The following is a 25360-nucleotide window of genomic DNA, read 5'->3' on the forward strand; positions in this document are numbered from 1 at the left end:
ATCACTCTCCCTGTACTTTGATTACTAGGTCCAACATTGCTTGCTGCGTCTGCTGAATCCTCGACAGAACAACCTCAATAGTTCTGCGCATCTGCACCCCGTCGAAACCGGCAAAGCGCTCATCGTTGGTCAGCCACATCTTGAGCAAGCCACCCAACCGCCCCTGATCGCCGTTGATCTTCGCCAGCTCAAGAATCATCTTGCTGTCGAGAATGCTGGGGGGCTGATGCCCCATCCCCAGGCAGCGCAATAGCGACGACATGCTGTGCCCTGTCTGCTGAGCTAGCGCATCAATCTGTGCTTTCTCATCTGGCGTAACCCATACGTTTATGGGCGTGGTTTCCTTCCTAGTTATCACTCGCTGTTCAGTCATCAACTGCTCCTGTAGCGGCGGCAGCCGCTTGCCCCACAGAGCAAGACACCCGTTGAGCGCGTAGCGCGAATAAGGGTGCAGTGAAGAAACTGTGCCGGCTTGCCGGTACAGGTACTTCACCTGTCTTGCCCTGCATTTCATGCCGATTGAAGGCCTGTAGGAGTGACCAATTAATCGCCTCTGCACCGTTCAACGATGGGTTAACGCCAAGTGAACGGAAGTTGAACGGTTCAGTTGGTGTTTGAACGCCTATATGGGGGTTGATGTTCATGGCAGCAGTCCCTTAGTGGGCCTTGCGCTAAACGCATAGGTATCTACGTCGGCTTCAAGTGTTTCCCTAGTCGGGTGCTCGCTGCTGCTTGCTGACGCAGGGTTATCGACCAGTTGGCGCGCATACCGTCGGAAGGCCTGATAGGTAAACGATATTCGTCCTTCGTCGAATAACGTCTTCCAGATAGCCAGTAGCGACCAACCGTCTGTGTAGGCCTGCTGGATTTCCTTTCTCAGGGAAAGGAATGTGCTGCGATTGCGTGCGGCTGTACTGGCTGCCGACTTATTTTGTATGCGCTCGGCTATGCGTTCGGAGAGTGTTCCCATGGGCAATATCTCGCTGTGCTCGTAGAGCTAGACCCGCATCTTTTGCAGATCCCTCAAGTGTCAATGAATGCGAAATTTGGACGATGTATTAATCGGGTTTGGAGGCTTTGATGGGGGGCTATCCGGCTATGTGCCTTGTCGTTGATCCTTGGGGGATATGGCTGTTGAGTTGTGTCTGATTTCCGTAGCCCGCAAATTGGCGATGGACGCCCCAAGTGACGGGGTGAACCGACCAGCCAAGTAGTGATTGATCAGTCCATGCAGCCAGCGTATCGATGTTGTTTTGATGGCCCCGGCCATCATTGAGGCAGTAAGTTCGTCGAGTAGCGCCTGGCGATCAGGTTCGGGAATCTTAGCCAGGGCCATCTTCAGCGCAGGCCTATCCTCTTTTGGAATACTGCGGTGAAAACTCATGGTGAATCCGATCTGCGGTTCTTCAGGAGCTTTCTGCTTTGTTGTTGTAGTTCTTTTATGTTTTTTTAGTATTTGTTCTTTATTAGTATTTATTAGTGTCGGATTCTCCGGGGGCGGGATATCCAGGGCCGGAAAATCCGTGTTCGGGTTTTCCGCACACGGTGTACTTTGCTCCAGTTGGCATGGCGTGTCCGAGATCTGCCAGATGGAGTGGCTGAATCGTCCTGACTCGTCACTCAGCTGCTCGATAGAAAGGTATCCCGCATCCTCTAGCTCCTTAAGTCCTGCCCTGGTTGCATCTCGGCCGCATTTCTTCTGCTTAGTCAGGTAGGCAAGACTGAGGCGGAAACTCGGTGGCAACGATAGCAAGAACACAAGTTGGCCTAACGCCTTCCATGAAAGCTGTTTGTCTCGGATCAAGTCATTGGGCAGTGTTGTGAAGCAACGAGACACCTTGCGGCGGAGGATGATGTTCTCTGTCATGGCCCCCTACGCCTCGTCGATCATTCGAGCTATTGAGGCTGTTTTGAAGTAAACCCTGCGGCCAATTTTAATTCTGCATTCATGTAGTTTTCTCGCAAGTTCGTTATCTCCACAGAGAGTTATGCGTAGGCCGCCCTTGCTTCTCAGGAGTATCTCTGCGAGCTGTTCAAGTGATAGGAGTGGGGCGCAGTTGTAACGCTGCAGTAAGAGTTCTTCGGTGGTCATTTTGCTCTCCGAAAACTAAGTTGGTTCGGAGATATTTTGACTGTAAATTGATGGTTTGTAGTAATTGAGCGAAATTTTGCGATAGTTTCTTGGTGTTTAGCTAAACTTTATTAGGTAATAGGAAGTTATGTCCTAATTTGTTTTTTAAATTAGGATTTTTTGTCCTAATTGCTCTTGTTGCGTCGGTACGCCGCTTTTGTGGTGGATGCGATCCATTTATTTTTCTGATGAATAAGTGGGTGGTTGAAAAGTTGGTAAATGGTTGCGGGTGGACTGTTGTTAGGCGTATGTCCAAGAAAAAACCGGCGCTTGGCCGGTATTAGGGTTAGGTAATAACCATGGAGTTAGGTTGGACCTGCTGGGTGGCGTGAGGCTCATGATTTTTCTGAAAGCCTGTCCAGTTTTGCCACTAGATCCTCTGCCCTCAGATGCGTGTAGCGCTTTAGCATCTGCATTGATTTGTGCCCACTGATGGCGGACACCTCCTGGTCGGATAGGCCGCCCTCGACTAGCCGGCTTACAGCCTCATGCCGCAGGTCATGGAAGCGCAGATCAGGCATGCCCAGCTTGGTCTTCAGTAAGCCCCAGGTCTTGGTGAAGGCGTAGGGGCTGCGCTTACCGTTCTTGCCTGGTTCACCAAAGAACACCAGGTCACAGTCAATCGGGCGTACAGGGTTGTTCAGCGCTGCCTGAAAGGTCTCAGTGGCCCATTTGCTGAGTGGGACGGTGCGTGCGCTGTCGTTCTTGGTGTCGGAGAGGCGCACCACGCGCTTTTTCATATCGACCTGGTGCCTGCGCAGGGATGTGATCTCTGACGAGCGCATGCCGGTTTCCAGGGCGATGCGGACGATCCAGCCCAGCATAGGGTTGCTGTGATTGTTTACCGCCGTCAGCAGGCGGCGTTCTTCTTCTGCAGACAAGCGACGGTCGCGGCCTTCGCCGGGGCTGGGTTTGCGGATGTTCAGCACCGGGTTGAAGCTGAGGCCCAGGCCCCATTCCTGAATCGCCACGGTGAACAGGTGGCTGAGTAGGGCCAGCTCCAGGCGCACGGTGTTGTTGCTGGTGGGCTTGCCGCGATTGGTGATCGAGGCCAGGCGGGTATCGCGGTAGCTGGCGATGATCTCGGCCGAGAGGGCGGCCATGGAGTATTTGCCCAGGTGGCTGATCAGCTGTTGGGCTTTGGTAGTCTCGGCGCGCTGGGTGGTCGGCTTCTTGGTCGGGCTGATTTCGCTGAGGTAACGTTTCAGCGCCATTTCCAAGGTCATGCGTTCGGAGCCGCTGCGCTGGATGTACACGCCCCTGACCATTTCGTCTTCGGTGCGGCGTGCCCAGTCTTCGGCATCGCGCTTGGTGCGGAAGGTTTTGGTGTTGGTCGGCCAGCCGGTTTTGCGCACCAGGGCCTTCCATGTGCCGGCATCCGTTTTGACGATGGTGGCCATTTTTTCTACTCCAAAGACGTACCGCTGTACCGGCACTGTACTGAATTTGTACCTTTGGACTATAGGACTGGTAAAGCTGTTTCTCTTGCGGACATGAAAAAGCCGCGCAGTGCGCGGCTTTGGAGTTGGTGGGCCCACACGGACTCGAACCGTGGACCAAAGGATTATGAGTCCTCTGCTCTAACCAACTGAGCTATGGGCCCCAGAAGCGGGCGGATTATACCGGGGCCTTCTCGGCAGCGCCAACCGAACGGCGCGGTTCGAGGAAGTTTTGCGCGAAGGTGTCGGCGGGGATGGCGCGGCTGATCACGAAGCCTTGAATCTGTTCGCAGCCTTCGGCGGCGAGGAACAGTTCCTGGGCCTTGGTTTCCACCCCTTCGGCGATCACGGTGAGTTGCATGCTGCGGCCCAGGGCGATGATGGCGCGGGCGATGGCGACGTCGTTGGGGTCGTTGGGCAGGCCGCGGACGAAGGACTGATCGATTTTCAGGGTATCGACCGGCAGGCGCTTGAGGTAGCTGAGCGAAGAGTAGCCGGTGCCGAAGTCGTCGATGGCCAGCTGCACGCCCAGGTTCTTCAGCTGGTGGAGCAGTTTCAGGGCGTCTTCGGTCTGATTCATGATGAAGCTTTCGGTAATTTCCAGTTGCAGCAGGGTGGGCGTCAGGGCGTTTTCCGCGAGCAGGCTGGAGATGCGCGCGAGCAGGTTGGGCTGGCGCAGCTGGATGCCGGTGAGATTGACGGAGATCGGGCCGAAGGGGGCGTGCTGGCGCTGCCAGTGTTGCATCTGTTGGCAGGCCTGCTGCAGGACCCAGTCGCCGAGGCTGATGATCAGGCCGGTTTCTTCGGCCAGGGGGATAAAGCGGTCCGGCGGTATTTCGCCGAACAGCGGGTGGTGCCAGCGCAGCAGGGCTTCGGCACCGACCAGGCGGTTGCTGAGCAGGCTGAGTTTGGGTTGGTAGTAGAGCTGCAGCTCGTCGCGCTCCAGGGCGCGGCGCAGCTCGCGTTCCAGGGCCATGCGTTCGGTGGCCTGGAAGGTCAGGTCGCGGGTATAGATTTCCACCCGGTTGCGTCCGCGGGCCTTGGAGCGGTACATCGCGGCATCGGCATTCTTCACCAGGGTGGCGACGTCGTTGCCGTCGTCGGGGTAGCGGCTGATGCCGATGCTGGCGCTGATAAACAGTTCCTGTTCGTCGACCTCGAACGGTTGGTTGAAGCATTCGAGAAGCTTGTGCGCGACCCGCTCGGCGTCGCTCAGGTGTTGCAGCCCGGGCAGCAGGATGATGAATTCGTCACCGCCCAGGCGGGCCACGGTGTCGATATCGCGCAGGTGGGCTTTCAGGCGTTCGGCGATGCTCTTGAGCAGTTGGTCGCCGACCGGGTGGCCGAGGCTGTCGTTGATGTGCTTGAAGCGGTCGAGGTCGATAAACAGGACGGCCCCCAGGTGCTTTTCGCTTTGCGCATCTTCGAGGGCGCTGCGCAGGCGGGCCTCGAACAGCATGCGGTTGGGCAGGCCGGTCAGCGGGTCGTGATGGGCCTGGTGGTCGAGGCGGGCCTGGGCATGTTTGAGTGAGCTGATATCGGCGAACACGCCGACAAAATGGCTGATGTTGTTCTGCGCGTCGCGGACCGCGCTGATGGTCAGCCATTCGGGGTAGAGCTCGCCATTCTTGCGCTTGTTCCAAATCTCGCCCTGCCAGTGCCCTGAGGCGCTGAGGTTATGCCACATGGCGGCGTAAAACGCGCTGTCGTGGTTGCCCGAGGCGAGCAGGCGTGGCGAGCGGCCGAGGGCTTCGGCTTCGCTGTAGCCGGTGATGGTGGTGAAGGCGCGGTTGACCGCGGTGATGCGCTGGTCCAGGTCGGTGATCATCACGCCTTCGGCCGTGCTTTCGAATACGGTGGCGGCCTGTTGCAGGCGTTCCTGCATCAGCACCCGCTCGGTAATGTCGCGGGCGATGCTCAGCATGCAGATTTCGCCTTCGATCGGTATCGGCTGTACCGACATTTCGCAGGTGCGCAGTTTGCCGTCCTTGGTGCGGATCGGGGCGCAGAAATTGCTGACAAAACCCTTTTCGCGGACCTCGGCGACCATCCGCTCGCGGTCTTCGGGGTTGGCCCAGATGCCGAGCTTGACGGTGGATTGCTCGGCGGCCTCGGCGGCGCTGTAACCGGTGATGCGGCTAAAGCCTTCGTTGACGTCCAGCATCTTGCCGTCGCTCAGGCGGGTAATCAGCAGGCCATCGGGGGAGGCATGGAAGGCCTTGGCGAACTTGGTTTCCGAGAGTTGCAGGCGCTGTTGGGTGTCTTTCAGTTCGCTGATGTCGCGTACCACCACCACCAGGTTGGCGGTGTTTTCGATGCCGATTTTCTGGGCCGATATCAGGCCGATAAACTGGCTGCCATCGCGGCGACGAAACGGCGTTTCGATGTTGTGCACCTTGCCTTCGCGCAGTTTCTGCAGAATGCGCGGGCCGGCCCCGGGCTCTGTCCACAGGCCCAGTTCGGTGCTGGTATGGCCGACGGCCTCGGCCGCGCTGAAGCCGAACTGTTGTTCGAAGGTGTGGTTGACCGTGACCAGCATGCCGCTGTCGATATTGATCAGGGCAATGATGTCGGGGCAGTTGTGGAATACCGAGGCGAACTTCTGCTCGGAGAGGGCCAGGGCCTGCTCGGTCTGTTTCGCTTCGGTGATGTCGATCATCAGCCCGCGCAGAATGGGTTCCTGGCCCGGCGGCTGTTCGGTGGGCAGGGTGATGATATCGCGTATCCAGACCACACGTCCGTCGGCGGCGAACATGCGGTAGTCCATGCTGTGGTCGCGCCCGGCCAGGGTCTGTTCGCGGCAGTAGGCCAGGGTCTGTTCGGCGTCGTCCGGGTGTAGCGCGCGCTGCAGAAAATCCGTCTGCAGCCAGTCCTGTAGCGGGTAGCCGAGCAGCTTGGCGGCCTGGGGGGCGACATAGGTAAAGCAGAAATCGCGCTGGCGCATCTCCCAGGCTACCGCATTGAGGCCTTCGACCAGGCCGCGATAGTGCTGTTCGCTGCTGCGTAGCTCGGCTTCGAGGATGATGCGGTTGTGCATCTCGCTGCGCAGGCGACGGTTGATACGCAGGATGCTGGCGATGATCAGCAGGGCGACGAGCAGGCCCGGCAGGCCATACAGCAGCAGGCTGCGCCAGATGGGGCGACGGTCGACCAGGTCGCCGACCCAGTGCTCCTGAATGGCGCTCATCTGCTCCGGAGTCAGTTCGGCGAAGACCTTGTCGAGGATGCCGGCGAGTATCGCCTGTTCTTTTGGCACCGCCATGGCCAGCTGGTAGCGGTAGGGCGTTTCGCCATTGATATACAGACCGTCAAGTTTGAGCTGGCGCAGGTTCCAGGCGCTCGAGGCAAGGTCGCCGACCATGGCGTCGGCCTCGCCGGTGGCCAGGGCCTGGAGTGCGGCAGCGACACTGGGGCGCGGCCAGAGCTGGAGATGCGGGTGCAGATTGCGCAGCAGCTCATGGGGGGCGTAGTCCTGCACGACAGCGATCTTGAGTCCGTCGAGGTCCTTGAGGTTGCGCGGTTGCGGGCCTTTTTCATGGGTCAGGATGACGATGGGGAAGTCGAGATAGGGGCGGGTAAAGGTCAGGTATTCCTGGCGCTCGGGGGTCGACATCACCCCGGGGAGAATATCCAGTTGCCCGGCCTTGGCCTGATTAATGACCTCGCTCCAGCTGCTGGGCGGGATGGGCTGCAGTTTGATCTGCAGGCGCTGTTCGATCAGCCGCACATAGTCGGCGGAGAGGCCCAGGTAGCGGTCTTGCTCGTCACGAAACTCGAAGGGTGGCCAGGCCCCGTCGACACCCAGGCGCAGCTCTGGATGGGCCGCGAGCCAGGCCTGCTCTTCGGCACTCAGTTCGAGGCCGATGGCGGGCGCAGTCCATAGAGCCAGACACAACAAGAGAGTGGCCGCAACGCGCTGCATGGGCGTGCTCGTTTTCAGGGACGGTACCTAGCAGTGTAGACCGGCAAATGGACGCTTGGTAGCGCTGCCATAATGCAAAACCCCCAGCAGGGCCGGGGGTTTTGTGTGTTACTCGTCGAGGAAGGAGCGTAGATGCTCGCTTCTCGTCGGGTGGCGCAGCTTGCGCAGCGCCTTGGCTTCGATCTGCCGGATCCGCTCGCGGGTTACATCGAACTGTTTACCGACTTCCTCGAGGGTGTGGTCGGTATTCATGTCGATGCCGAAACGCATGCGCAGAACCTTGGCTTCACGTGCCGTGAGGCCGGAAAGCACTTCGCGTGTTGCTTCTTTAAGGCTCTCAACGGTGGCGACATCGATTGGCGACTGCATGGTCGAGTCTTCGATGAAGTCACCCAGATGGGAGTCTTCGTCATCACCGATCGGGGTTTCCATGGAGATCGGCTCTTTGGCGATCTTCAATACCTTACGGATCTTGTCCTCAGGCATTTCCATGCGTTCACCCAGCTCTTCCGGGGTCGGCTCGCGACCCATTTCCTGCAGCATCTGCCGGGAAATACGGTTGAGCTTGTTGATCGTCTCGATCATGTGCACCGGAATACGGATGGTGCGTGCCTGGTCGGCGATCGAGCGAGTGATCGCCTGACGGATCCACCAGGTTGCATAGGTCGAGAACTTGTAACCGCGACGGTATTCGAACTTGTCCACCGCCTTCATCAGGCCGATGTTGCCTTCCTGAATCAGGTCGAGGAACTGCAGGCCACGGTTGGTGTACTTCTTGGCGATCGAGATAACCAGGCGCAGGTTGGCTTCAACCATCTCTTTCTTCGCGCGGCGGGCCTTGGCCTCGCCGATCGACATGCGACGGTTAATGTCCTTGATTTCCGCCAGGGTCAGCTCGCATTCGGCTTCCAGGGCAGACAGCTTTTGCTGGCAGCGCTGGATATCACCCTGCAGGTTACCGATGGCTTCGGCGTACTTGGCTTTGCCTTTGGCCAGGCCAGTGGACCACTCGGGGTCGATTTCATTGCCTGGGAACAGGCGCAGGAAATCGGCACGTGGCATACGTGCATCACGTACGCAAAGCTGCATGATGGCGCGTTCCTGAGCGCGCAGACGCTCAAGGGACCCGCGTACGCGGACCACCAGGGCCTCGTACTGCTTGGGCACCAGCTTGATCGGCATAAACAGCTCGGCCATTTCTTTCAGCGCGGCGATGCCTTGCTTGCTGCCACGGCCATGCTTTTTAAGGGCTTTCTTGGCCAGGTCGAGCGCGTCGCCAATCGCGGTGAAGCGGCGCAGGGCCTCTTCAGGATCCGGACCGCCGTCGCCTTCCTCTTCCTCGTCGTCGCTGTCGTCGCCGTCTTCTTCATCGTCCTTGTCGTCAGCGGCGTCGCCATCCTTTGCAGGGATGGGGGCGGCGGCTTCGGCGGGTACGATGCCGTCATCCGGATCGATATAGCCACTGAGCACTTCAACCAGGCGGCCACCTTCGGTGGTCACACGGGTGTATTCGCCGAGAATGCTGTCGACAGTGCCGGGGAAATGAGCGATAGCGCCCATGACCTCGCGAATGCCTTCCTCAATGCGTTTGGCGATTTCGATCTCGCCTTCGCGGGTCAGCAATTCCACGGTGCCCATTTCACGCATGTACATGCGCACTGGGTCCGTCGTGCGGCCGATATCGGTCTCCACCGCTGCCAGCGCTGCAGCGGCTTCTTCAGCGGCTGCCTCGTCGGTATCGGCGTCGGCCAACATAAGGGCGTCCGCATCCGGAGCACTCTCGTGTACGGGGATCCCCATGTCGTTGATCATGCGGATGATGTCTTCCACCTGCTCCGGATCAGAAATATCTTCCGGCAGGTGGTCGTTGACCTCTGCGTAAGTCAGATACTTCTGCTCACGACCCAGGGTGATCAACTCTTTGATACGAGACTGCTGTTGCGCTTTTCCGGACATAACACCCTATCCACTGAAGGTCTTGGCGGGCAAAAAACAAGCCGCGGATTATACCCGAGTAACACCCCTAAGCGCCAGTTGGGCTCGGGATTACTGGTGATGCATTACGGCTCAGCAAGCTGCGCAGCTGGTCTTTCTCGTCTGCACTCAACTCACTTTGACGGGCTTTGCGCAGCAAATGTTCCAGACTGCGCTCGCGTTGGCGGGCTACTAGACTAGTTATAGTGTCAAAAAACTGTTGTTCAAGGTTATCCGCCGAAATTAGCCATTCCTTTTCCGCCAGGGCGCGCAGCAGACGGCCCTGTTCGGTGCCATGCCAGCGGGCGATCAGTTGCAGTGAGCGCAGGTTGGGGTTTTTCTGCAGTGCACCGAGCAGGGCGACCAGCAGCTGGGCATAGGTGTCGTCTTCGGCGGCGAAGTGGCTGACATCTTCGACCTTCTGCGCCAGTTGCGGGTGGTGCAAAAGGGTGCGCAAAGCGCTCAGGTGTGGCGATTCGACGCTGACGGCGGTGCGTGGCGCGCGCGGGGCGAACTCGCCCTGGCCCTTCTTGTTCCACTTGCCGCCTTCTTTCTTCCAGTTGCCTTTGCCTTTTCCGCTGTTGTGTTCGAATTGCGGCGCGGGGCTTGGGTTTTCGTATTCGTTGCGGCTCGGCTCGACATCGTAGTAGGCGCTGTCGGGAATCTCGGGGTAATCCGGATAATGGCTGGGCGCGGGTGGTGCGCTGTTGGTCGGGGCGCTGCTGCGGCCGGCTGGCGCGGTCTGGCCGGGAGCTTCGCCGGTCAGGCCGGTGATTTCGCTCAGGCGCTGGCGCATCAGGGCGCGCAGGTTGTTGCCGGGGATCTTGTCGATCAGCGGCGCGGCCAGGGTCATCAGGTGCGCCTTGCCTTCCAGGGAGCGTGGGTCGGCCTCTTCGCTCAGTTGCTGGAAGAAGTAATCGGCCAGCGGCTGGGCGTGCTGGTTGATCCGCGCGCGGAAGGCGTCGGTGCCTTCGCTGCGCACCAGGGTGTCCGGGTCTTCGCCGTCGGGCAGGAATAGAAAGCGCGCGCGGCGGCCGTCCTGCAGGCTCGACAGGGTGGCTTCGAGGGCGCGCCAGGCGGCGTTACGCCCGGCGGCGTCGCCATCGAAGCAGAACAATACGCTGGGTACGACGCGAAACAGGCGCTTGAGGTGCTCTTCGCTGGTGGCGGTGCCGAGGGTGGCGACGGCGTTGCGCAGGCCCTGCTGGGCCAGGGCGATCACGTCCATATAGCCCTCGACTACCATGATCTCGTCGAGGTCGCGGTTGTGCTTGCGTGCCTCGAACAGCCCGTAGAGCTCCTGGCCTTTGTGGAACACCGGGGTTTCCGGGGAGTTCAGGTATTTCGGCTTCTCGTCGCCCAGCACCCGGCCGCCAAAGGCGATCACCCGGCCGCGGCTGTCACGGATGGGGAACATGATGCGGTCGCGGAAGCGATCGTAGCGCTTGCCGCTTTCGGCGTTTTCCACCAGCAGGCCGGCGTCGATCATCGCCTTCTGCTGCAGGCTGTCGCTGGCCAGGTGCTTGAGCAGGTTGTCCCAGCCGGGCGGGGCGAAGCCCATGCCGAAGTCGCGGGCGATTTCGCCGGACAGGCCGCGGCCTTTCAGGTAGTCGATGGCGGCCTTGCGCTGCGGGTGGCTTTTCAGCGCCTGCTTGTAGAATTCGGCGGCGGCAGTCAGCAGCGGGTACAGCGGCGAGTCGGTGGGCTGGCGCGGCTTGTTGTTGCGTCCGCCTTCCTCGCGGGGCACTTCCATGCCGGCGCGCTTGGCCAGGTCCTCGATCGCCTGGGGGAAATCCAGTTGGTCGTGGTCCATGACAAAACCCAGGGCGTTGCCGCCGGCACCGCAGCCAAAGCAGTAATAGAACTGTTTGTCCGGGCTGACGCTGAACGAGGGGGTCTTTTCTTTATGGAAGGGGCAGCAGGCGGTGTAATTCTTGCCAGCCTTTTTCAGCTGGATGCGCGAACTGACCACGTCGACGATATCGGTGCGGTTGAGCAGGTCATCGATAAAAGACTGTGGGATCAGGCCGGCCATAGGTGCTCAGAGTACTGCCGTGCAGGCATGTGCGACAGGTATGGGCGGAAACTAAAAGACTCCGATCGTCACCCGGAGGTGGCGCGGAGTCCTGAAGCGAAACCCGGCCGAGGCCGGATGTCGGGCGTTACTTGTACTGAATTAGTACAGGCGAACGCTGCGGCGCTGCTCGCGCTGCACTTTCTTGGCGTGACGCTTAACAGCGGCTGCTGCCTTGCGCTTACGCTCGGAAGTCGGCTTTTCGTAGAATTCACGGCTGCGAACTTCAGCCAGAACACCGGCTTTTTCGCAGGAGCGCTTGAAACGACGCAGAGCGACGTCGAAGGGTTCGTTCTCTTTAACTTTGACGGCTGGCATCCAGGGCTTACCTTCTTTATTACCGGGGGTAACGTTGCTCCTGGCAGATGGCGCTGGAGAACGTAGGTTTTTAAGGGTTGCGGATGTTACCGTCTCATCGCGCGGAATGCAAAGCCTCTGATCGAAAAGCGCTGGTCGGCTCGCCTCGGGGCCTATTATTATGCGCGCCTTCTGCTGTTTAGCCCCTCGAAATCAAGGCGTTGCCCATGCTGGTACTGGGATTGGAAACCTCCTGCGACGAGACCGGTGTCGCGCTCTACGACAGCGAGCGCGGCCTGCTGGCCGATGCCCTGTTTAGCCAGATCGACCTGCACCGGGTGTACGGCGGCGTGGTTCCCGAGCTGGCCTCGCGCGACCACGTCAAACGCATGCTGCCTTTGATCCGCCAGGTGCTGGATGAGGCGGGCAAGAGCAAATCCGATATCGATGCGATTGCCTATACCGCAGGTCCAGGCCTGGTCGGCGCGCTGCTGGTGGGGGCGTCCTGTGCCCAGGCCCTGGCCTTTGCCTGGGACATTCCGGCCCTGGGTGTACACCATATGGAAGGCCACCTGCTGGCCCCCATGCTGGAAGAAAATCCGCCGGCTTTTCCGTTCGTCGCCTTGTTGGTCTCAGGTGGCCATACCCAGCTGGTGCGGGTCGATGGCATCGGCCAGTACCAGTTGCTCGGCGAGTCCCTGGACGACGCCGCTGGCGAGGCATTCGACAAGACCGCCAAGCTGATGGGTCTGCAGTATCCGGGCGGCCCGGAAATCGCGCGGCTGGCGGAAAACGGCACGCCGGGGCGCTTCAAGTTCCCGCGGCCAATGACCGATCGCCCTGGGCTGGAGTTCAGCTTCAGCGGCCTCAAGACCTTTACCCTGAATACCTGGCAGCAGTGCCGGGCTGAGGGCGATGAGGGCGAGCAGACCCGTTGCGATATTGCTCTGGCGTTTCAGCAGGCGGTGGTCGACACCCTGACTATCAAGTGCAAGCGTGCTCTCAAACAGACCGGTTTGCGCAATCTGGTGATCGCCGGCGGCGTGAGCGCCAACAAGGCGCTGCGCCTGTCCCTGGAAGGCATGCTCGGCGAACTGAAGGGGGAAGTGTTCTATGCCCGTCCGGCCTTCTGCACCGACAATGGCGCGATGATCGCCTACGCCGGCTGTCAGCGGCTGCTGGCTGGGCAGCATGAAGACCTGAGCATCAAGGTGCAGGCGCGCTGGCCAATGGAGCAGTTGCCGGCGCTTTAGCATGAGCCGGGCTCAGTCTGGCTATTTAGAAATGCCGCTCACGGCCGGCGAACAGATCGCGTAAATTGCTGCGGTGCCGCCAGACGATCAGGCCGGTGAGTACGCTCACCGGTACCAGCGCCGCCGGTTGTTGCCAGGCCAGCAGCGGCAGGGTCAGGGGCGTAGCTATTAGCGCCGCCAGCGAGCTAGTGCGCGTCATGACGAAGGTCAGCAGCCAGGCGCAGATGGCCAGCAGCGCAGCGGGCGGGTAGAGTCCCAGCAGCATGCCGGCGGCGGTGGCGACACCCTTGCCGCCGCGGAAGCGGAAATACACCGGGTAGAGGTGGCCGATGATGGCTGCCAGCCCTATCCAGGCCTGCTGTTGCAGGTCGAAGCCGAGCAGGGCGGCGATCAGCACGGGCAGTAGGCCCTTGAGCAGGTCGCCGAGCAGAGTCAGGACGGCGGCACGCTTGCCCGCCAGCCGTAGCATATTGGTGGCACCGGGGTTGCCCGAGCCACTGGCGCGCGGATCCGGCCCGCCGGCCAGGCGGCTAAGCAGGATGGCGAAGGACAGCGAGCCGAGCAGGTAGGCGAGGAGCGCCAACAGCCAAAACATGGTATCCATTCCGGGGCAAGGGAGCCCCGATTCTAACTAGGTGCGCCAGTATTGTCGTGCCGCGGAGAGCGTGCTTGGACACAGTTTTTATCGAGGGTCTGGAAGTCGATACGGTGATCGGTGCCTACGACTGGGAACGTACCATTCGCCAGTGTTTGCGCCTGGACCTGTACCTGGGTTGGGACAATCGCCCGGCGGCGGCCGGCGATGAGCTGGACAAGGCGCTGGACTACGCGGCTGTGGCCACGCGGGTGCAGGCCTTTGCCAGTGAGGCGCAGTTCATTCTGGTGGAGACCTTCGCGGAGCGCCTGGCCGAGCTGCTGATGGCGGAATTCCAGATTCCCTGGCTGCGGATCAAGCTGACCAAGCCCGGCGCGGTGCCGGCGGCCAGTGGTGGGGTCGGTGTGGAGATCGAGCGCGGATGTCGCTAACACCGGTTCTGTTGGGCCTGGGCAGCAATGTCGAGCGCGATGTGCATCTGCGTGCCGGCCTCGATGCGCTCGCTGGCCTGCTCAGCGAGATGCGCTGCTCGCCAGTCTTCGAAAGCCAGGCGGTGGGCATCAAGAGCGGGCCCTTCTTCAACCTGGTGGTGGCGGGCTACAGCGACTTGCCGCTGGGCGAACTGGACCGCCGATTGAAATTCATCGAAGCCGACAACGGTCGCTATGCGCCCGAGCGCAAGGGTCTGCCGCTGGATATCGACGTGCTGCTGTATGGTGACCTGGTCGGCAACTTCGATGGCCTGATCCTGCCGCGGGCGGAAATCCTCAGGAACGCCTTCGTGCTCTGGCCGCTTTCGCTGCTGGTGCCGGAGCGTTTGCACCCCGGCGAGCAGCGCAGTTTCGCCGAGCTGTGGCAGACGGCGCAGATCGACCAGCAGCTGTGGCCGGTAGCGTTCCAGTGGCGTGACGCCGAGTTGACCCCGGCGGCGTTACTTCAGGTCCACCCCGTCACCTAGCAGGCGGGGCCGTTCGCTAAAGCGCGGCGTCCGCCTTGTAGGCATTGAGCGCCTGCAGGCGTTGGCGATTGAGCGCCTCACCCAGTTCCGCCCCCTGAAAGCCCTGCTCCAGCAGCGGCTGCACCGCCACCGCGCGGGCCGCGAGCATGGCTCCGCGCAGGTAGTCGGCCTGGGGGTAGTCGCGTTGTTCCAGGCCCAGGCGGCCGCGGGCGTCCATCTCGCAGGCGGCAATAAATTCCTCGAAGCGCTGCGGTCGGCGGAATACGTCGAAGCTCTGCAGCAGCTTGAACAGGGTCGATGCCTTCAGCTCCAGGGCGCGATGGCCATGAGTATGGAATTCGCCGACCTGCAGGGCCAGTTCCTGGCAATCCTTGGGAGCCTTGCAGCGCTGGTTGATCGCACGGATCAGCTTGAGGCCCTTGTGTTCATGGGCAATATGCCGCGGCCATTCGGCCTCGGGTGTCAGGCCCTTGCCGACATCGTGCAGCAGGCAGGCCCAGCGTACGGTCAATGGTTGCTGGTGTTCGGCGCACTGGCGCAGCACGCTGAGCACATGCACGCCGGTGTCGATTTCCGGGTGATGGGCGGCCGGCTGGGGCACGCCGAACAGGGTGTCGACTTCCGGTAGCAGCACCGCGAGCGCGCCGCAGTCGCGCAGCACCTGGATAAAGACATCCGGGCGCGGCTCCAGCAAGGCGCGGGAGATTTCCTTCCAGCTACGCTCGGGCGTCAGCGCGTTCAGCTCCCCGGACTCGCTCAGTTGACGCATCAGTTCCAGGGTCTCGGGCGCAATGCTAAAGCCCTGGGGCGCATAGCGTGCGGCGAAGCGGGCGACGCGCAACACCCGCAGCGGGTCTTCGGCAAAGGCTGGGGAGACATGGCGCAGCAGCTTGGCCGTCAGATCACGCTGACCGCCGTAGGGATCGATCAGCCTGCCCTGGTCGTCTTCGGCCATGGCGTTGACGGTCAGGTCGCGGCGGATCAGGTCTTCTTCGAGGGTCACGTCCGGGCTGGCGAAGAAGGTAAAGCCGCCATAGCCGCGGCCGCTCTTGCGCTCGGTGCGGGCCAGGGCATATTCCTCGCCGCTTTGCGGATGCAGAAACACCGGAAAGTCCGCCCCCACCGGGCGATAGCCCAACTCCAGCATCTGCTCGGCGCTGGCACCTACTACCACCCAGTCGATCTCGCTGACCTCGCGGCCCAACAGGCGATCACGCACCGCGCCGCCCACTTTGTATATCTGCATCATGGTTCCTCCGCTAAGTGGGGAGGATAACGGTTGGCCGCTAACGAGGGGTAGCCTGGATGCCGGCCTGGGGCTTGCCAGCCTGTACCCGAATTGCAGCCGGTCTACGGGCTGGCGACGGGGATCTGCTGCAACAGCGCCTGGGTGGCGCGCTCAAGCAGTTCGGCGCTGTCTCGTTGCGGGCTCAGGCCGGTGCTGGTCAGGCCCTCCCAGAGTATGTGCTGCTCCGGGGTGGTCAGGCGGATACGCAGGGTGCCGGTGCTGTCGCGCAGGCGATGAAGCGCCTGGTAGGGGCCCAGGGGTGTTGGCGGGGCAGTCTCGAGGTGGAAGTCCAGGGGGCTGTCCTGCACGGCGAGCCAGTAATAGACCAGGATCTGTGCTTTATGGCTGGCGTGATAGCCACGCTGGGTGAGGCCTTCGCGCAGCAACTGGTCGAGCTGGCGGTAACGCTCGGCGAAGGGTAACGGGCCGTTGACCGCCTGTTCGGCGGCGATCAGCTTGAAACTCCGGCTTTGTGTCAGCTCGGCGCTGGCCGGGTTGATTACCTGGACGCGGGGTGGCTGGCTGCTGCAGGTGGCCAGGGCCAGGCACAGCAGTAGAACGATAAACAGGCGCATAAGGACATTCCCAGAGAGACCAGGGTCTGTCGCGGTTCGCGACGAAACGGCAACGGACCCTAGCGTTCATGCTGGGCGGCATGGGCGTGGGGCGCAACCGATCAAATGGGCGGCATGATCAGGTCCAGGCGCGGGTAATCGCCGTCATGTTCCACTTCGTTCTTCGGTGGTACGTGCTGGGTGTTGATCAGCTTGTCGTCCTGCATGATCTGCAGGTGGATATCGAAGCCCCACAGACGGTGCAGGTGCTTGAGCACTTCGTCGGTGGAGTTGCCCAGGGGTTTACGGTCGTGCTGTTGGTGGCGCAGGGTCAGGGAGCGGTCGCCGCGGCGGTCGATACTCCAGATCTGCACATTGGGTTCGCGGTTGCCCAGGTTGTACTGCGCGGCCAGGGTTTCGCGAATCTGCTGGTAGCCGGGCTCGTCGTGGATCGCCGGGACATACAGCTCGTCCTTCTGGTCGTCATCGAGAATGCTGAACAGCTTGAGGTCGCGGATCACCTTGGGCGACAGGTACTGCAGGATAAAACTCTCGTCCTTGAAACTCTTCATGGCGAACTTGAGGGTGCTCAGCCAGTCGCTGCCGGCGATATCGGGGAACCAGCGGCGGTCTTCCTCGGTGGGTTCCTCGCAGATGCGGCGGATGTCGCGGTACATGGCGAAGCCCAGGGTGTAGGGGTTGATGCCGCTGTAATAGGGGCTATCGAACGGCGGCTGGTAAATCACGCTGGTATGCGACTGGAGGAACTCGATCATAAAGCCGTCGGTGACCAGGCCCTCGTCGTACAGATCGTTCATCAGGGTGTAGTGCCAGAAGGTGGCCCACCCCTCGTTCATCACCTGGGTCTGGCGCTGCGGGTAGAAGTACTGGGCGATCTTGCGCACGATGCGGATCACCTCGCGCTGCCAGGGTTCCAGCAGTGGGGCGTGTTTCTCGAGGAAATACAGGATGTTTTCCTGCGGCTCGGCGGGGAAGCGCTTGTTGTCCTGCTCGCCACCCTTGCTGGCGCTCTTGGGGATGGTGCGCCAGAGGTCGTTGATCTGTTTCTGCAGGTGTTCCTCGCGGTCCTTCATGCGCCGCCGCTCTTCCTCGGCGGAGATCGGGTAGGGACGCTTGTAGCGGTCGACCCCGTAGTTCATCAGGGCATGGCAGGAGTCGAGCAGGTCTTCCACTGCGTCGATGCCGTGGCGTTCCTCACATTGCATGATGTACTGCTTGGCGAACACCAGGTAGTCGATGATCGAACTGGCATCGGTCCAGGTGCGGAACAGGTAATTGCCCTTGAAGAAGCTGTTGTGGCCGTAGCAGGCGTGGGCGATCACCAGTGCCTGCATGCACATGGTGTTCTCTTCCATCAGGTAGGCGATGCAGGGATCGGAGTTGATCACGATCTCGTAAGCCAGGCCCATCTGCCCGCGCTTGTAACCCTTCTCGGTGGCCAGGAAGTGTTTGCCGTAGGACCAGTGATGATAACCCAGGGGCATGCCCACCGAGGCGTAGGCATCCATCATCTGCTCGGCGGTGATCACCTCGATCTGGTTGGGGTAGGTGTCCAGCGCGTAGCGTTCGGCGATGCGGCCGATTTCGCGGTCGTAGGCGCGGACCAGTTCAAAGGTCCACTCCGAGCCGGTGGACAGCGGCTGGCGCTTTTTCTCGGTTGCGGTCATGGCACGGCCCTCAGGTCGTCATTCGGCGCTGGAACAGTTCACGGAACACCGGGTAGATATCGCCGGCCGACACCAGCTGCTGCTGGGCAAAGGTATCGGCAAAGCTCTCGGCCACCTGTTCGTATTCGTACCACAGCGCCTGGTGTTCGCGCGGGGTGATCTCGACGTAGGTGAAGTACTGCACGAACGGCATGATCTGTTTGATCAATATATCGCGGCACACCGGCGAGTCGTCATTCCAGTTGTCGCCATCCGACGCCTGGGCGGCATAGATATTCCACTCGTTTATCGGGTAGCGCGCGGCCATGATTTCCTGCATCAGCTTGAGGGCGCTGGAGACGATGGTGCCGCCGGTCTCGCGGGAGTAGAAGAACTCCTCCTCATCCACTTCCTTGGCGCTGGTGTGATGGCGGATGAACACGACGTCGATCTTGTCGTAGTTACGCTTGAGGAACAGGTACAAGAGGATAAAGAAGCGCTTGGCGATGTCCTTGGTCGACTGGGTCATGGAGCCGGAAACGTCCATCAGGCAGAACATCACCGCCTTGGAACTGGGGTTGGGCTGCTTGACCAGCAGGTTGTATTTGAGGTCGAAGGTGTCGAGGAAGGGCACCCGCTTGATCCGCGCGCGCAGTTTGACGATTTCCTCTTCGAGGGCCTGGATATCGCCGAAGTTGTCCGGTTGTTCCACGCGCAGACGTTGCAGTTCGCTTTCCGCGGTTTTCAGCCTGGCCCGGCTGCTGCCGGACAGGGCGATACGCCGGGCGTGAGCCGAGCGCAGGGTGCGGACGATATTGATCCGTGACGGGTTGCCCTCGTTGCTGATACCGGCGCGTACATGTTTGAAGGTGTCGCTGCCGGTCAGGTGGCGTTTGACCAGGTTGGGCAGCTCCAGATCCTCGAACATAAAGTCGAGGAATTCCTCTTGGGTGATCTGAAACACGAACTCGTCCATGCCTTCGCCGGAGTTGCTCGCCTTGCCTGCGCCCTGACCGCCGCCACCGCCTTGCGGGCGGGCGATCTTCTCGCCGGTGGTGAATTCGCGGTTGCCGGGGTGCACGGTGGTCTGACGGCCGCCACGGCCGTGGTGCAGCACTGGCTCGTCGATATCGCGGCCGGGAATGCTGATCTGTTCGCCGTGCTCCATATCAGTGATGGAACGACGGCTAACGGCTTCCTCCACCGCCTTCTTGATATGGTCACGGTAACGCCGCAGGAAGCGCTGGCGGTTGACCGTGCTCTTGTTCTTGCCATTCAGACGTCGATCGATCACATGGCTCATAACTGCCCTCCGTGCGCTGCAGGCTTCAGGCGCAGCCGGCACAGGGTGGCGTTTGTCGCGCACCCTGCGCCTGCTGGCGGCCTGTCGCGTCAGGCCGCGTTATTGCGATTTACGAACCCGCAGATACCACTCGGACAGCAGGCGCACCTGCTTGTCGGTGTAACCGCGCTCGACCATGCGAGTGACGAAGTCGTTGTGTTTCTGTTGATCCTCCTTGCTCGCTTTGGCATTGAAGCTGATGACCGGCAGCAGGTCTTCGGTGTTGGAGAACATCTTCTTCTCGATGACCACGCGCAGCTTCTCGTAGCTGAGCCAGGTCGGGTTCTTGCCGTTGTTGTTGGCTCGGGCGCGCAACACGAAGTTGACGATCTCGTTGCGGAAATCCTTGGGGTTGCTGATGCCGGCCGGTTTCTCGATCTTTTCCAGCTCCTCGTTGAGGGCCACGCGGTTGAGGATCTCGCCGGTTTCCGGGTCGCGGTATTCCTGGTCCTGAATCCAGAAGTCGGCGTACAGCACATAGCGGTCGAAGATGTTCTGCCCGTACTCGCTGTAGGACTCCAGGTAGGCGGTCTGAATTTCCTTGCCGATAAACTCGATATAGCGCGGTGCCAGGTATTCCTTGATAAAACGCAGGTAGCGCTCGCGGGTCTCGGCGGGGAACTGTTCCTGCTCGATCTGCTGCTCGAGTACATAGAGCAGGTGCACTGGGTTAGCGGCGATCTCGTGGGGGTCGAAGTTGAACACCTTGGACAGGATCTTGAAGGCGAAGCGGGTCGACAGGCCGTTCATGCCCTCGTCGACGCCGGCGGTGTCGCGGTATTCCTGAATCGACTTGGCCTTGGGGTCGGTGTCCTTCAGGTTTTCGCCGTCATAGACGCGCATCTTCGAGTAGACGTTGGAGTTTTCCGGTTCCTTGAGCCGGCTCAGTACCGAGAACTGGGCGAGCATCTTCAGGGTATCCGGCGCACAGTGGGCGTTGGACAGGGAGCTGTTGGCCAGCAGCTTGTCGTAGATCTTGATCTCGTCGGTGACGCGTAGGCAGTAGGGCACCTTGACGATATAGATACGGTCGATAAAGGCTTCGTTGTTCTTGTTGTTGCGGAAGCTGTGCCATTCCGATTCGTTGGAGTGGGCCAGCAGGATGCCGTTGTAGGGAATCGCACCAAGGCCTTCGGTGCTGTTGTAGTTACCTTCCTGGGTGGCGGTCAGCAGCGGGTGCAGCACCTTGATCGGTGCCTTGAACATTTCGACGAACTCCATCAGGCCCTGGTTGGCCCTGCACAACGCCCCCGAATAGCTGTAGGCGTCGGCATCGTTCTGCGGGAATTCCTCCAGCTTGCGGATATCCACCTTGCCCACCAGCGAGGAGATGTCCTGGTTGTTCTCATCCCCTGGCTCGGTCTTGGCCACGGCGATCTGGTTGAGGATCGAGGGGAACAGTTTGACCACGCGGAATTGGCTGATATCGCCGCCGAACTCCTGCAGGCGTTTGGTCGCCCAAGGCGACATGATGCTGCTCAGGTAGCGTCGCGAGATGCCGTACTCCTCTTCGAGGATGGCACCGTCTTCGGCATCGCTGAACAGGCCCAGGGGCGACTCGAACACAGGCGAGCCCTTGATCGCATAGAAGGGCACCTTCTCCATCAGGTGCTTGAGCTTTTCCGCCAGGGAGGACTTGCCGCCGCCGACCGGGCCGAGCAGGTAGAGGATCTGCTTCTTCTCCTCCAGTCCCTGAGCGGCATGGCGGAAGTAGGAGACGATCTGGTCGATGCACTCCTCCATGCCATGGAAGTCGGCAAAGGCCGGGTAACGGCGGATCACCTTGTTGGAGAAGATCCTGGAAAGCCGTGGGTCGGTCGAGGTGTCGAGTAGTTCAGGCTCACCAATGGCCAGTAGCAGGCGTTCGGCTGCCGAGGCGTAGGCGCTGCGATCCTGCTTGCACAGTTCGAGGTACTCCTGGAGGCTCAGTTCCTCCTGCCGAGTGGCTTCGAAACGTTGCTGGAAGTGGCTGAAAATACTCATGACTTCACCTCGCTCGATGCTGGGAGCCGGTGCCATATCGGTCGTACGGGGCTATTGGTCGGCTGACGCGTCAGCCGAGAAGAGTCCCCCAGTACAGCAAAAGTCTACCGATGGCCCGGGTGCCGGTTGGCCGGCGCTACCTTTTTTTGGATGGCCTGAGCTAAAGGATAGTTCGGTTTCGGCGAGAGAAAGGCGCGCTTAACGATAACAGGATATTACCGTTGGTCGGGATGCTCGGCAGGCCAGAGCGGGCGCGGCCTGCCGGGGGCGGAAAAAAATGGCCGGCAGCCATTTTTAACGTCGTGCAGCGACGGCCCGCTGGGTAGCCGCCAGGGAAGGCAGGCTATTAAACAATCATTCCGCGTCGCCCTGGGCGGTGTCCGCGGGGAAGGTGGCGCGCCACAGTTCAAAACCGCCGTCCAGGCTGTAGACCTCGCTGAAGCCCTGGCCCACCAGATAGGCCGCGGCACTCTGGCTGGAGTTGCCGTGGTAGCAGGCGACGATCAGTGGCGCGTCGAGGTCGGCCTTGGCGATAAAGTCGTGCAGCGAGTGGTTGTCCAGGTGCAGCGAACCACTGATATGACCGGCGGCAAAAGTCTGCGGGTCGCGGATGTCGACCACTACCGCGCCTTGCTGGCGCAGGGCCTGGGCCTGCTCGGGGGGAATGCGTTTGAACTCGCTCATGCTTGCTCCTTACAGTCGCAGCGCTGTTGTTCGCCGCTGTCGATATTCACCAGGGTCATCTGCCCGCCCCAGACGCAGCCGGTATCCAGTGCCAGCACCTTGGGTTCCGAGCATTGGCCTTCCAGCGCGGCCCAGTGGCCGAAGATGATGCGGTGGTTGCGGGTCTTGCGCTGCTTGTAGCTGAACCAGGGCGCGTAGCCCGCGGGGGCGCTGCCCACGCCTTCCTTGCTGCTCAGGTCGAGGGTGCCGTCGGCCTTGCAGAAGCGCATGCGGGTGAAATAGTTGGTGATCACCCGCAGGCGCGCCACGCCGTGAAGGTTCTTGTCCCATTTGACCGGTTCGTTGCCGTACATGCCATCAAGAAACAGCGGCAGGCGCGCGTCGTCGCGCAGCGCTTCCTCGACTTCGGCCGCGCGCCTGAGGGCCTTGTGCAGTGTCCACTGCGGCGGGATGCCGGCATGCACCAGGGCGGTGTCGCGTTCGGCGTCGTAATGCAGCAGCTTCTGCCGGCGCAGCCAGTCGAGCAGGTCGGCGGCATCCGGGGCGTCGAGGATCTCGCGCAGGGTGTCGCCTTTCTTCAGGCGCTCGATATTGTGCGCCACGGCCAGCAGGTGCAGGTCGTGGTTGCCCAGCACGCAGGTCAGGGCGTCGCGCATGCCATAGAGAAAGCGCAGGGTTTCCAGGGACTGCGGGCCGCGGTTGACCAGATCGCCGACCAGCCACAGCTGGTCCTGCGCGGGATCGAAGGCCACCCGCTCAAGCAGGCATTGCAGGGGTTTCAGGCAGCCTTGCAGGTCGCCGACGGCATAAGTCGCCATCAGTGCAGTGAGCCTGGCACCGCCAGGCGGAAAGGGGCAATGGTGGCATCGAAGTGTTTGCCGTCTTCGGCGAGCATCTGGTAGCTGCCCTGCATGGTGCCGACGCGGCTGCTCATTACCGTGCCGCTGCTATAGGTGTGGCTGTGGCCCGGTTCGATTAACGGCTGTTGGCCGATCACGCCGGCACCGCGCACTTCCTGCACGCGGCCGTCACCGTTGGTGATGATCCAGTGGCGCGAGAGCAGCTTGGCAGGCACCTGGCCGTTGTTGGTGACGGTAACGGTGTAGGCGAAGGCAAAGCGGTTCTGTTCCGGCTGCGACTGCTCCGGCAGATAGCGGGTGACGACGCTGACGTCGACCTGATAACGGGGATCGCTCATAAGAGGGGCTCGCTGGGCTGCATGGCCAATTGGTCCGCGAGGCGGACAAAGGCGGCCAGGTCCAGTTGTTCGGGGCGCAGGCTGCCGTCTACTTCGGCGGCTTCGATGGCGCTGGCTGGCAGCAGGGCCTTGAGGGTGTTGCGCAAAGTCTTACGGCGTTGGTTGAAGGCTTCGCGCACCACTCGTTCGAGCAGGTGATGGTCCTTGGCCGGGTGCGGCAGCACCTCGTGGGGTACCAGGCGGACGATCGCCGAGTCGACCTTGGGCGGTGGGTTGAAGGCACCGGGGCCGACATTGAACAGATGCTCCACGCGGCAGTGGTACTGCACCATGATCGACAGGCGGCCCCAGTCGCCGCCACCCGGTGTGGCGGCCAGGCGCTCGACCACTTCCTTCTGCAGCATAAAATGCATGTCGCGGATCAGTACGGCATTGTTCAGCAGGTGGAAGATCAGCGGCGTGGAGATGTTGTACGGCAGGTTGCCTACCACCCGCAGACTGCGCGGCGCGGCCTGCAACTGGTTGAAGTCGAATTTTAGCGCGTCGCCCTGGTTCAGGCGAAAGCGCGGGTTGCTGCCGAACTGGTGCTGCAGGATCGGGATCAGGTCGCGGTCCAGTTCGATTACGTCGAGCTGCGCGCCGCTGTCGAGCAGGCCTTCGGTCAGTGCGCCCTGGCCCGGGCCGATCTCCAGCATATGCTCGCCTTCGCGGGCATGGATGGCGCGCAGGATGCGGTGGATCACCCCGGCGTCATGCAGGAAGTTCTGGCCAAAGCGCTTGCGCGCGCGGTGTTGGTATTCGGACATCGAGGGCAGCTCCAGGCCTCAAGCTGCAAGCTTAAAGCGCAAACAAAGAGCGGCAGTTTAACAGCATTGGCGGCGCAAGCCGTAGCGCCGCCAATCCTCAGGCGCGGCTGGCAGCCATCTGGTAGGCGGTTTCCAGGGCCACTTGCAGGCTGCCGCTGTCGATCCGGCCAGTACCGGCCAGGTCCAGGGCGGTGCCGTGATCCACCGAGGTGCGGATGATCGGCAGGCCCAGGGTGACATTGACCGCCGCGCCGAAGCCCTTGTACTTGAGCACCGGCAGGCCTTGATCGTGGTACATGGCCAGCACCGCATCGCAGTGTTCCAGGTGCTTGGGGGTGAACAGGGTGTCGGCCGGCAGCGGGCCGATCAGCTCGATACCTTCGCCGCGAAGCTGCTCGAGAGTCGGTTCGATGATCTCGATTTCTTCCCGGCCCAGATGGCCGCCTTCGCCGGCATGGGGGTTGAGGCCGCAAACCAGGATGCGCGGCCGGGGGATGCCGAATTTCGTGCGCAGGTCATGGTCGAGAATCCGCGTGACCCGCGCCAGGCGCTCGGGGGTGATGGCGGCGGCGACGTCCTTGAGTGGCAGATGGGTGGTCACCAGGGCTACGCGCAGGCCGTGGGTGGCCAGCATCATCACCACCTGCTCGGTTGCGGTCAGCTCGGCGAGAAATTCGGTATGGCCGGAGAAGGCGATGCCGGCCTGGTTGATCACGCCCTTGTGCACCGGGGCGGTGATCATTCCGGCAAAGTGCCCGTCGAGGCAGCCCTGACCGGCGCGGCTCAGGGTTTCCAGCACATAGGCGGCGTTGCTCTGGTCCAGTTGCCCGGCCTGCACCGGCGTGCCCAGTGGGGTATCCCAGACATACAGGCTGGCGGGGGGGGCGGGTTGCTGCGGCCAGTTGCCGGGGCCGACGTCCAGCAGCTGAATGTTCAGGCCCAGCTGCTGCGCGCGCTCGGCCAGCAGGGTGCGGCTGGCAATGGCGACAAGCGCATGCGGCTGGGCAGCGCGCGCCAGCAGCAGGCACAGGTCGGGGCCAATGCCGGCGGGCTCGCCGGGGGTTAATGCGAAAAGGCGGGGTGTGGTCATCGGCTGGCTCTCGCGGGGTAATCCGTCAACGGGGTTGGAGCGACGCTTGATGGTAGCGTCGGGGCGCTAATAAAGGACGAAAAAAAGCCCGACTCGCGCATTGCG

23 protein-coding genes and 1 tRNA gene are annotated in these 25360 nt (G+C 61.4%); 3 read left to right on the plus strand and 21 right to left on the minus strand.

Going from position 1 to position 25360, the window contains the following annotated elements; genetic code table 11:
- Position 1: 1 nt before the first annotated feature.
- The 10 genes from WMW70_RS17585 to rpsU form a co-directional block, all read right to left on the minus strand.
- Positions 2 to 493, minus strand: a complete 492-nt coding sequence (locus WMW70_RS17585) for a plasmid mobilization protein (protein WP_341438750.1) — start codon at positions 491 to 493, stop codon at positions 2 to 4.
- A gap of 147 nt (positions 494 to 640) precedes the next feature.
- Positions 641 to 970, minus strand: a complete 330-nt coding sequence (locus WMW70_RS22160) for a TraK family protein (RefSeq protein ID WP_445942160.1) — start codon at positions 968 to 970, stop codon at positions 641 to 643.
- A 126-nt stretch (positions 971 to 1096) separates the two neighbouring features.
- Entirely contained in the window at positions 1097 to 1867 is a 771-nt protein-coding gene (locus WMW70_RS17590; protein WP_341438751.1) for a hypothetical protein, read from the minus strand.
- Between the two features lie 6 nt (positions 1868 to 1873).
- On the minus strand, positions 1874 to 2092 hold the full coding sequence (locus tag WMW70_RS17595) for a DNA-binding protein (protein ID WP_341438752.1): 219 nt from the start codon (positions 2090 to 2092) through the stop codon (positions 1874 to 1876).
- 374 nt (positions 2093 to 2466) lie between these two features.
- The gene (locus tag WMW70_RS17600) at positions 2467 to 3531 is read right to left on the minus strand and encodes a tyrosine-type recombinase/integrase (protein ID WP_341438807.1); all 1065 of its coding nucleotides are present in this window, start codon (positions 3529 to 3531) and stop codon (positions 2467 to 2469) included.
- Positions 3532 to 3657: 126 nt separating this feature from the next.
- Positions 3658 to 3734 (minus strand) — tRNA-Ile (locus WMW70_RS17605).
- Positions 3735 to 3748: 14 nt separating this feature from the next.
- Positions 3749 to 7492: an EAL domain-containing protein gene (locus WMW70_RS17610; RefSeq protein WP_341438753.1), complete on the minus strand. Its 3744-nt coding sequence runs from the start codon at positions 7490 to 7492 to the stop codon at positions 3749 to 3751.
- A 108-nt stretch (positions 7493 to 7600) separates the two neighbouring features.
- Positions 7601 to 9448, minus strand: a complete 1848-nt coding sequence (gene rpoD / locus WMW70_RS17615; protein ID WP_341438754.1) for an RNA polymerase sigma factor RpoD — start codon at positions 9446 to 9448, stop codon at positions 7601 to 7603.
- Positions 9449 to 9515: 67 nt separating this feature from the next.
- Positions 9516 to 11501 carry a DNA primase gene (gene dnaG / locus WMW70_RS17620; protein ID WP_341438755.1) on the minus strand — a complete coding sequence of 662 codons (1986 nt, stop codon included), beginning with the start codon at positions 11499 to 11501 and terminating at the stop codon, positions 9516 to 9518.
- Positions 11502 to 11642: 141 nt separating this feature from the next.
- Entirely contained in the window at positions 11643 to 11858 is a 216-nt protein-coding gene (gene rpsU, locus WMW70_RS17625; RefSeq protein ID WP_003296736.1) for a 30S ribosomal protein S21, read from the minus strand.
- A gap of 206 nt (positions 11859 to 12064) precedes the next feature.
- Here rpsU and tsaD point away from each other — a divergent pair, with 206 nt between their 5' ends.
- On the plus strand, positions 12065 to 13090 hold the full coding sequence (tsaD, locus tag WMW70_RS17630; protein ID WP_341438756.1) for a tRNA (adenosine(37)-N6)-threonylcarbamoyltransferase complex transferase subunit TsaD: 1026 nt from the start codon (positions 12065 to 12067) through the stop codon (positions 13088 to 13090).
- Between the two features lie 25 nt (positions 13091 to 13115).
- On the opposite strand, the gene plsY is transcribed toward tsaD, so the two are convergent.
- Positions 13116 to 13685 carry a glycerol-3-phosphate 1-O-acyltransferase PlsY gene (plsY, locus tag WMW70_RS17635; RefSeq protein ID WP_341438757.1) on the minus strand — a complete coding sequence of 190 codons (570 nt, stop codon included), beginning with the start codon at positions 13683 to 13685 and terminating at the stop codon, positions 13116 to 13118.
- A 74-nt stretch (positions 13686 to 13759) separates the two neighbouring features.
- On the opposite strand from plsY, the gene folB reads away from it, so the two are divergent.
- Both folB and folK read left to right on the plus strand, forming a co-directional pair.
- Entirely contained in the window at positions 13760 to 14116 is a 357-nt protein-coding gene (gene folB / locus WMW70_RS17640) for a dihydroneopterin aldolase (protein ID WP_325503374.1), read from the plus strand.
- Positions 14107 to 14643, plus strand: coding sequence for a 2-amino-4-hydroxy-6-hydroxymethyldihydropteridine diphosphokinase (gene folK, locus WMW70_RS17645; protein ID WP_341438758.1), 537 nt, complete (start codon positions 14107 to 14109; stop codon positions 14641 to 14643). Before folB ends, folK begins: the two co-directional genes overlap by 10 nt.
- 16 nt (positions 14644 to 14659) lie before the next feature.
- On the opposite strand, the gene WMW70_RS17650 is transcribed toward folK, so the two are convergent.
- The 10 genes from WMW70_RS17650 to pdxA form a co-directional block, all read right to left on the minus strand.
- Positions 14660 to 15889, minus strand: a complete 1230-nt coding sequence (locus WMW70_RS17650; RefSeq protein WP_341438808.1) for a multifunctional CCA addition/repair protein — start codon at positions 15887 to 15889, stop codon at positions 14660 to 14662.
- A gap of 104 nt (positions 15890 to 15993) precedes the next feature.
- Positions 15994 to 16506 carry a hypothetical protein gene (locus tag WMW70_RS17655; protein WP_341438759.1) on the minus strand — a complete coding sequence of 171 codons (513 nt, stop codon included), beginning with the start codon at positions 16504 to 16506 and terminating at the stop codon, positions 15994 to 15996.
- Between the two features lie 101 nt (positions 16507 to 16607).
- Entirely contained in the window at positions 16608 to 18173 is a 1566-nt protein-coding gene (locus WMW70_RS17660) for a SpoVR family protein (protein ID WP_341438760.1), read from the minus strand.
- 10 nt (positions 18174 to 18183) lie between these two features.
- Complete coding sequence (locus tag WMW70_RS17665) at positions 18184 to 19455, minus strand: YeaH/YhbH family protein (protein ID WP_341438761.1); 1272 nt, start codon at positions 19453 to 19455, stop codon at positions 18184 to 18186.
- A gap of 99 nt (positions 19456 to 19554) precedes the next feature.
- Positions 19555 to 21477 carry a PrkA family serine protein kinase gene (locus WMW70_RS17670; protein WP_341438762.1) on the minus strand — a complete coding sequence of 641 codons (1923 nt, stop codon included), beginning with the start codon at positions 21475 to 21477 and terminating at the stop codon, positions 19555 to 19557.
- A gap of 354 nt (positions 21478 to 21831) precedes the next feature.
- On the minus strand, positions 21832 to 22161 hold the full coding sequence (gene glpE, locus WMW70_RS17675; RefSeq protein ID WP_341438763.1) for a thiosulfate sulfurtransferase GlpE: 330 nt from the start codon (positions 22159 to 22161) through the stop codon (positions 21832 to 21834).
- A complete protein-coding gene (locus tag WMW70_RS17680) occupies positions 22158 to 22979 on the minus strand; it encodes a symmetrical bis(5'-nucleosyl)-tetraphosphatase (protein WP_341438764.1) in 822 nt (273 codons plus the stop codon). The genes glpE and WMW70_RS17680 overlap by 4 nt, the downstream gene beginning before the upstream one ends.
- Positions 22979 to 23359 carry a Co2+/Mg2+ efflux protein ApaG gene (gene apaG / locus WMW70_RS17685; RefSeq protein ID WP_341438765.1) on the minus strand — a complete coding sequence of 127 codons (381 nt, stop codon included), beginning with the start codon at positions 23357 to 23359 and terminating at the stop codon, positions 22979 to 22981. The genes WMW70_RS17680 and apaG overlap by 1 nt, the downstream gene beginning before the upstream one ends.
- A complete protein-coding gene (gene rsmA / locus WMW70_RS17690) occupies positions 23356 to 24165 on the minus strand; it encodes a 16S rRNA (adenine(1518)-N(6)/adenine(1519)-N(6))-dimethyltransferase RsmA (protein ID WP_341438766.1) in 810 nt (269 codons plus the stop codon). The genes apaG and rsmA overlap by 4 nt, the downstream gene beginning before the upstream one ends.
- Positions 24166 to 24262: 97 nt before the next feature.
- Entirely contained in the window at positions 24263 to 25255 is a 993-nt protein-coding gene (pdxA, locus tag WMW70_RS17695) for a 4-hydroxythreonine-4-phosphate dehydrogenase PdxA (RefSeq protein ID WP_341438767.1), read from the minus strand.
- Positions 25256 to 25360: the final 105 nt, after the last annotated feature.

The sequence above is a fragment of the Pseudomonas sp. XK-1 genome, from assembly GCF_038069885.1.
Taxonomy (GTDB): domain Bacteria; phylum Pseudomonadota; class Gammaproteobacteria; order Pseudomonadales; family Pseudomonadaceae; genus Aquipseudomonas.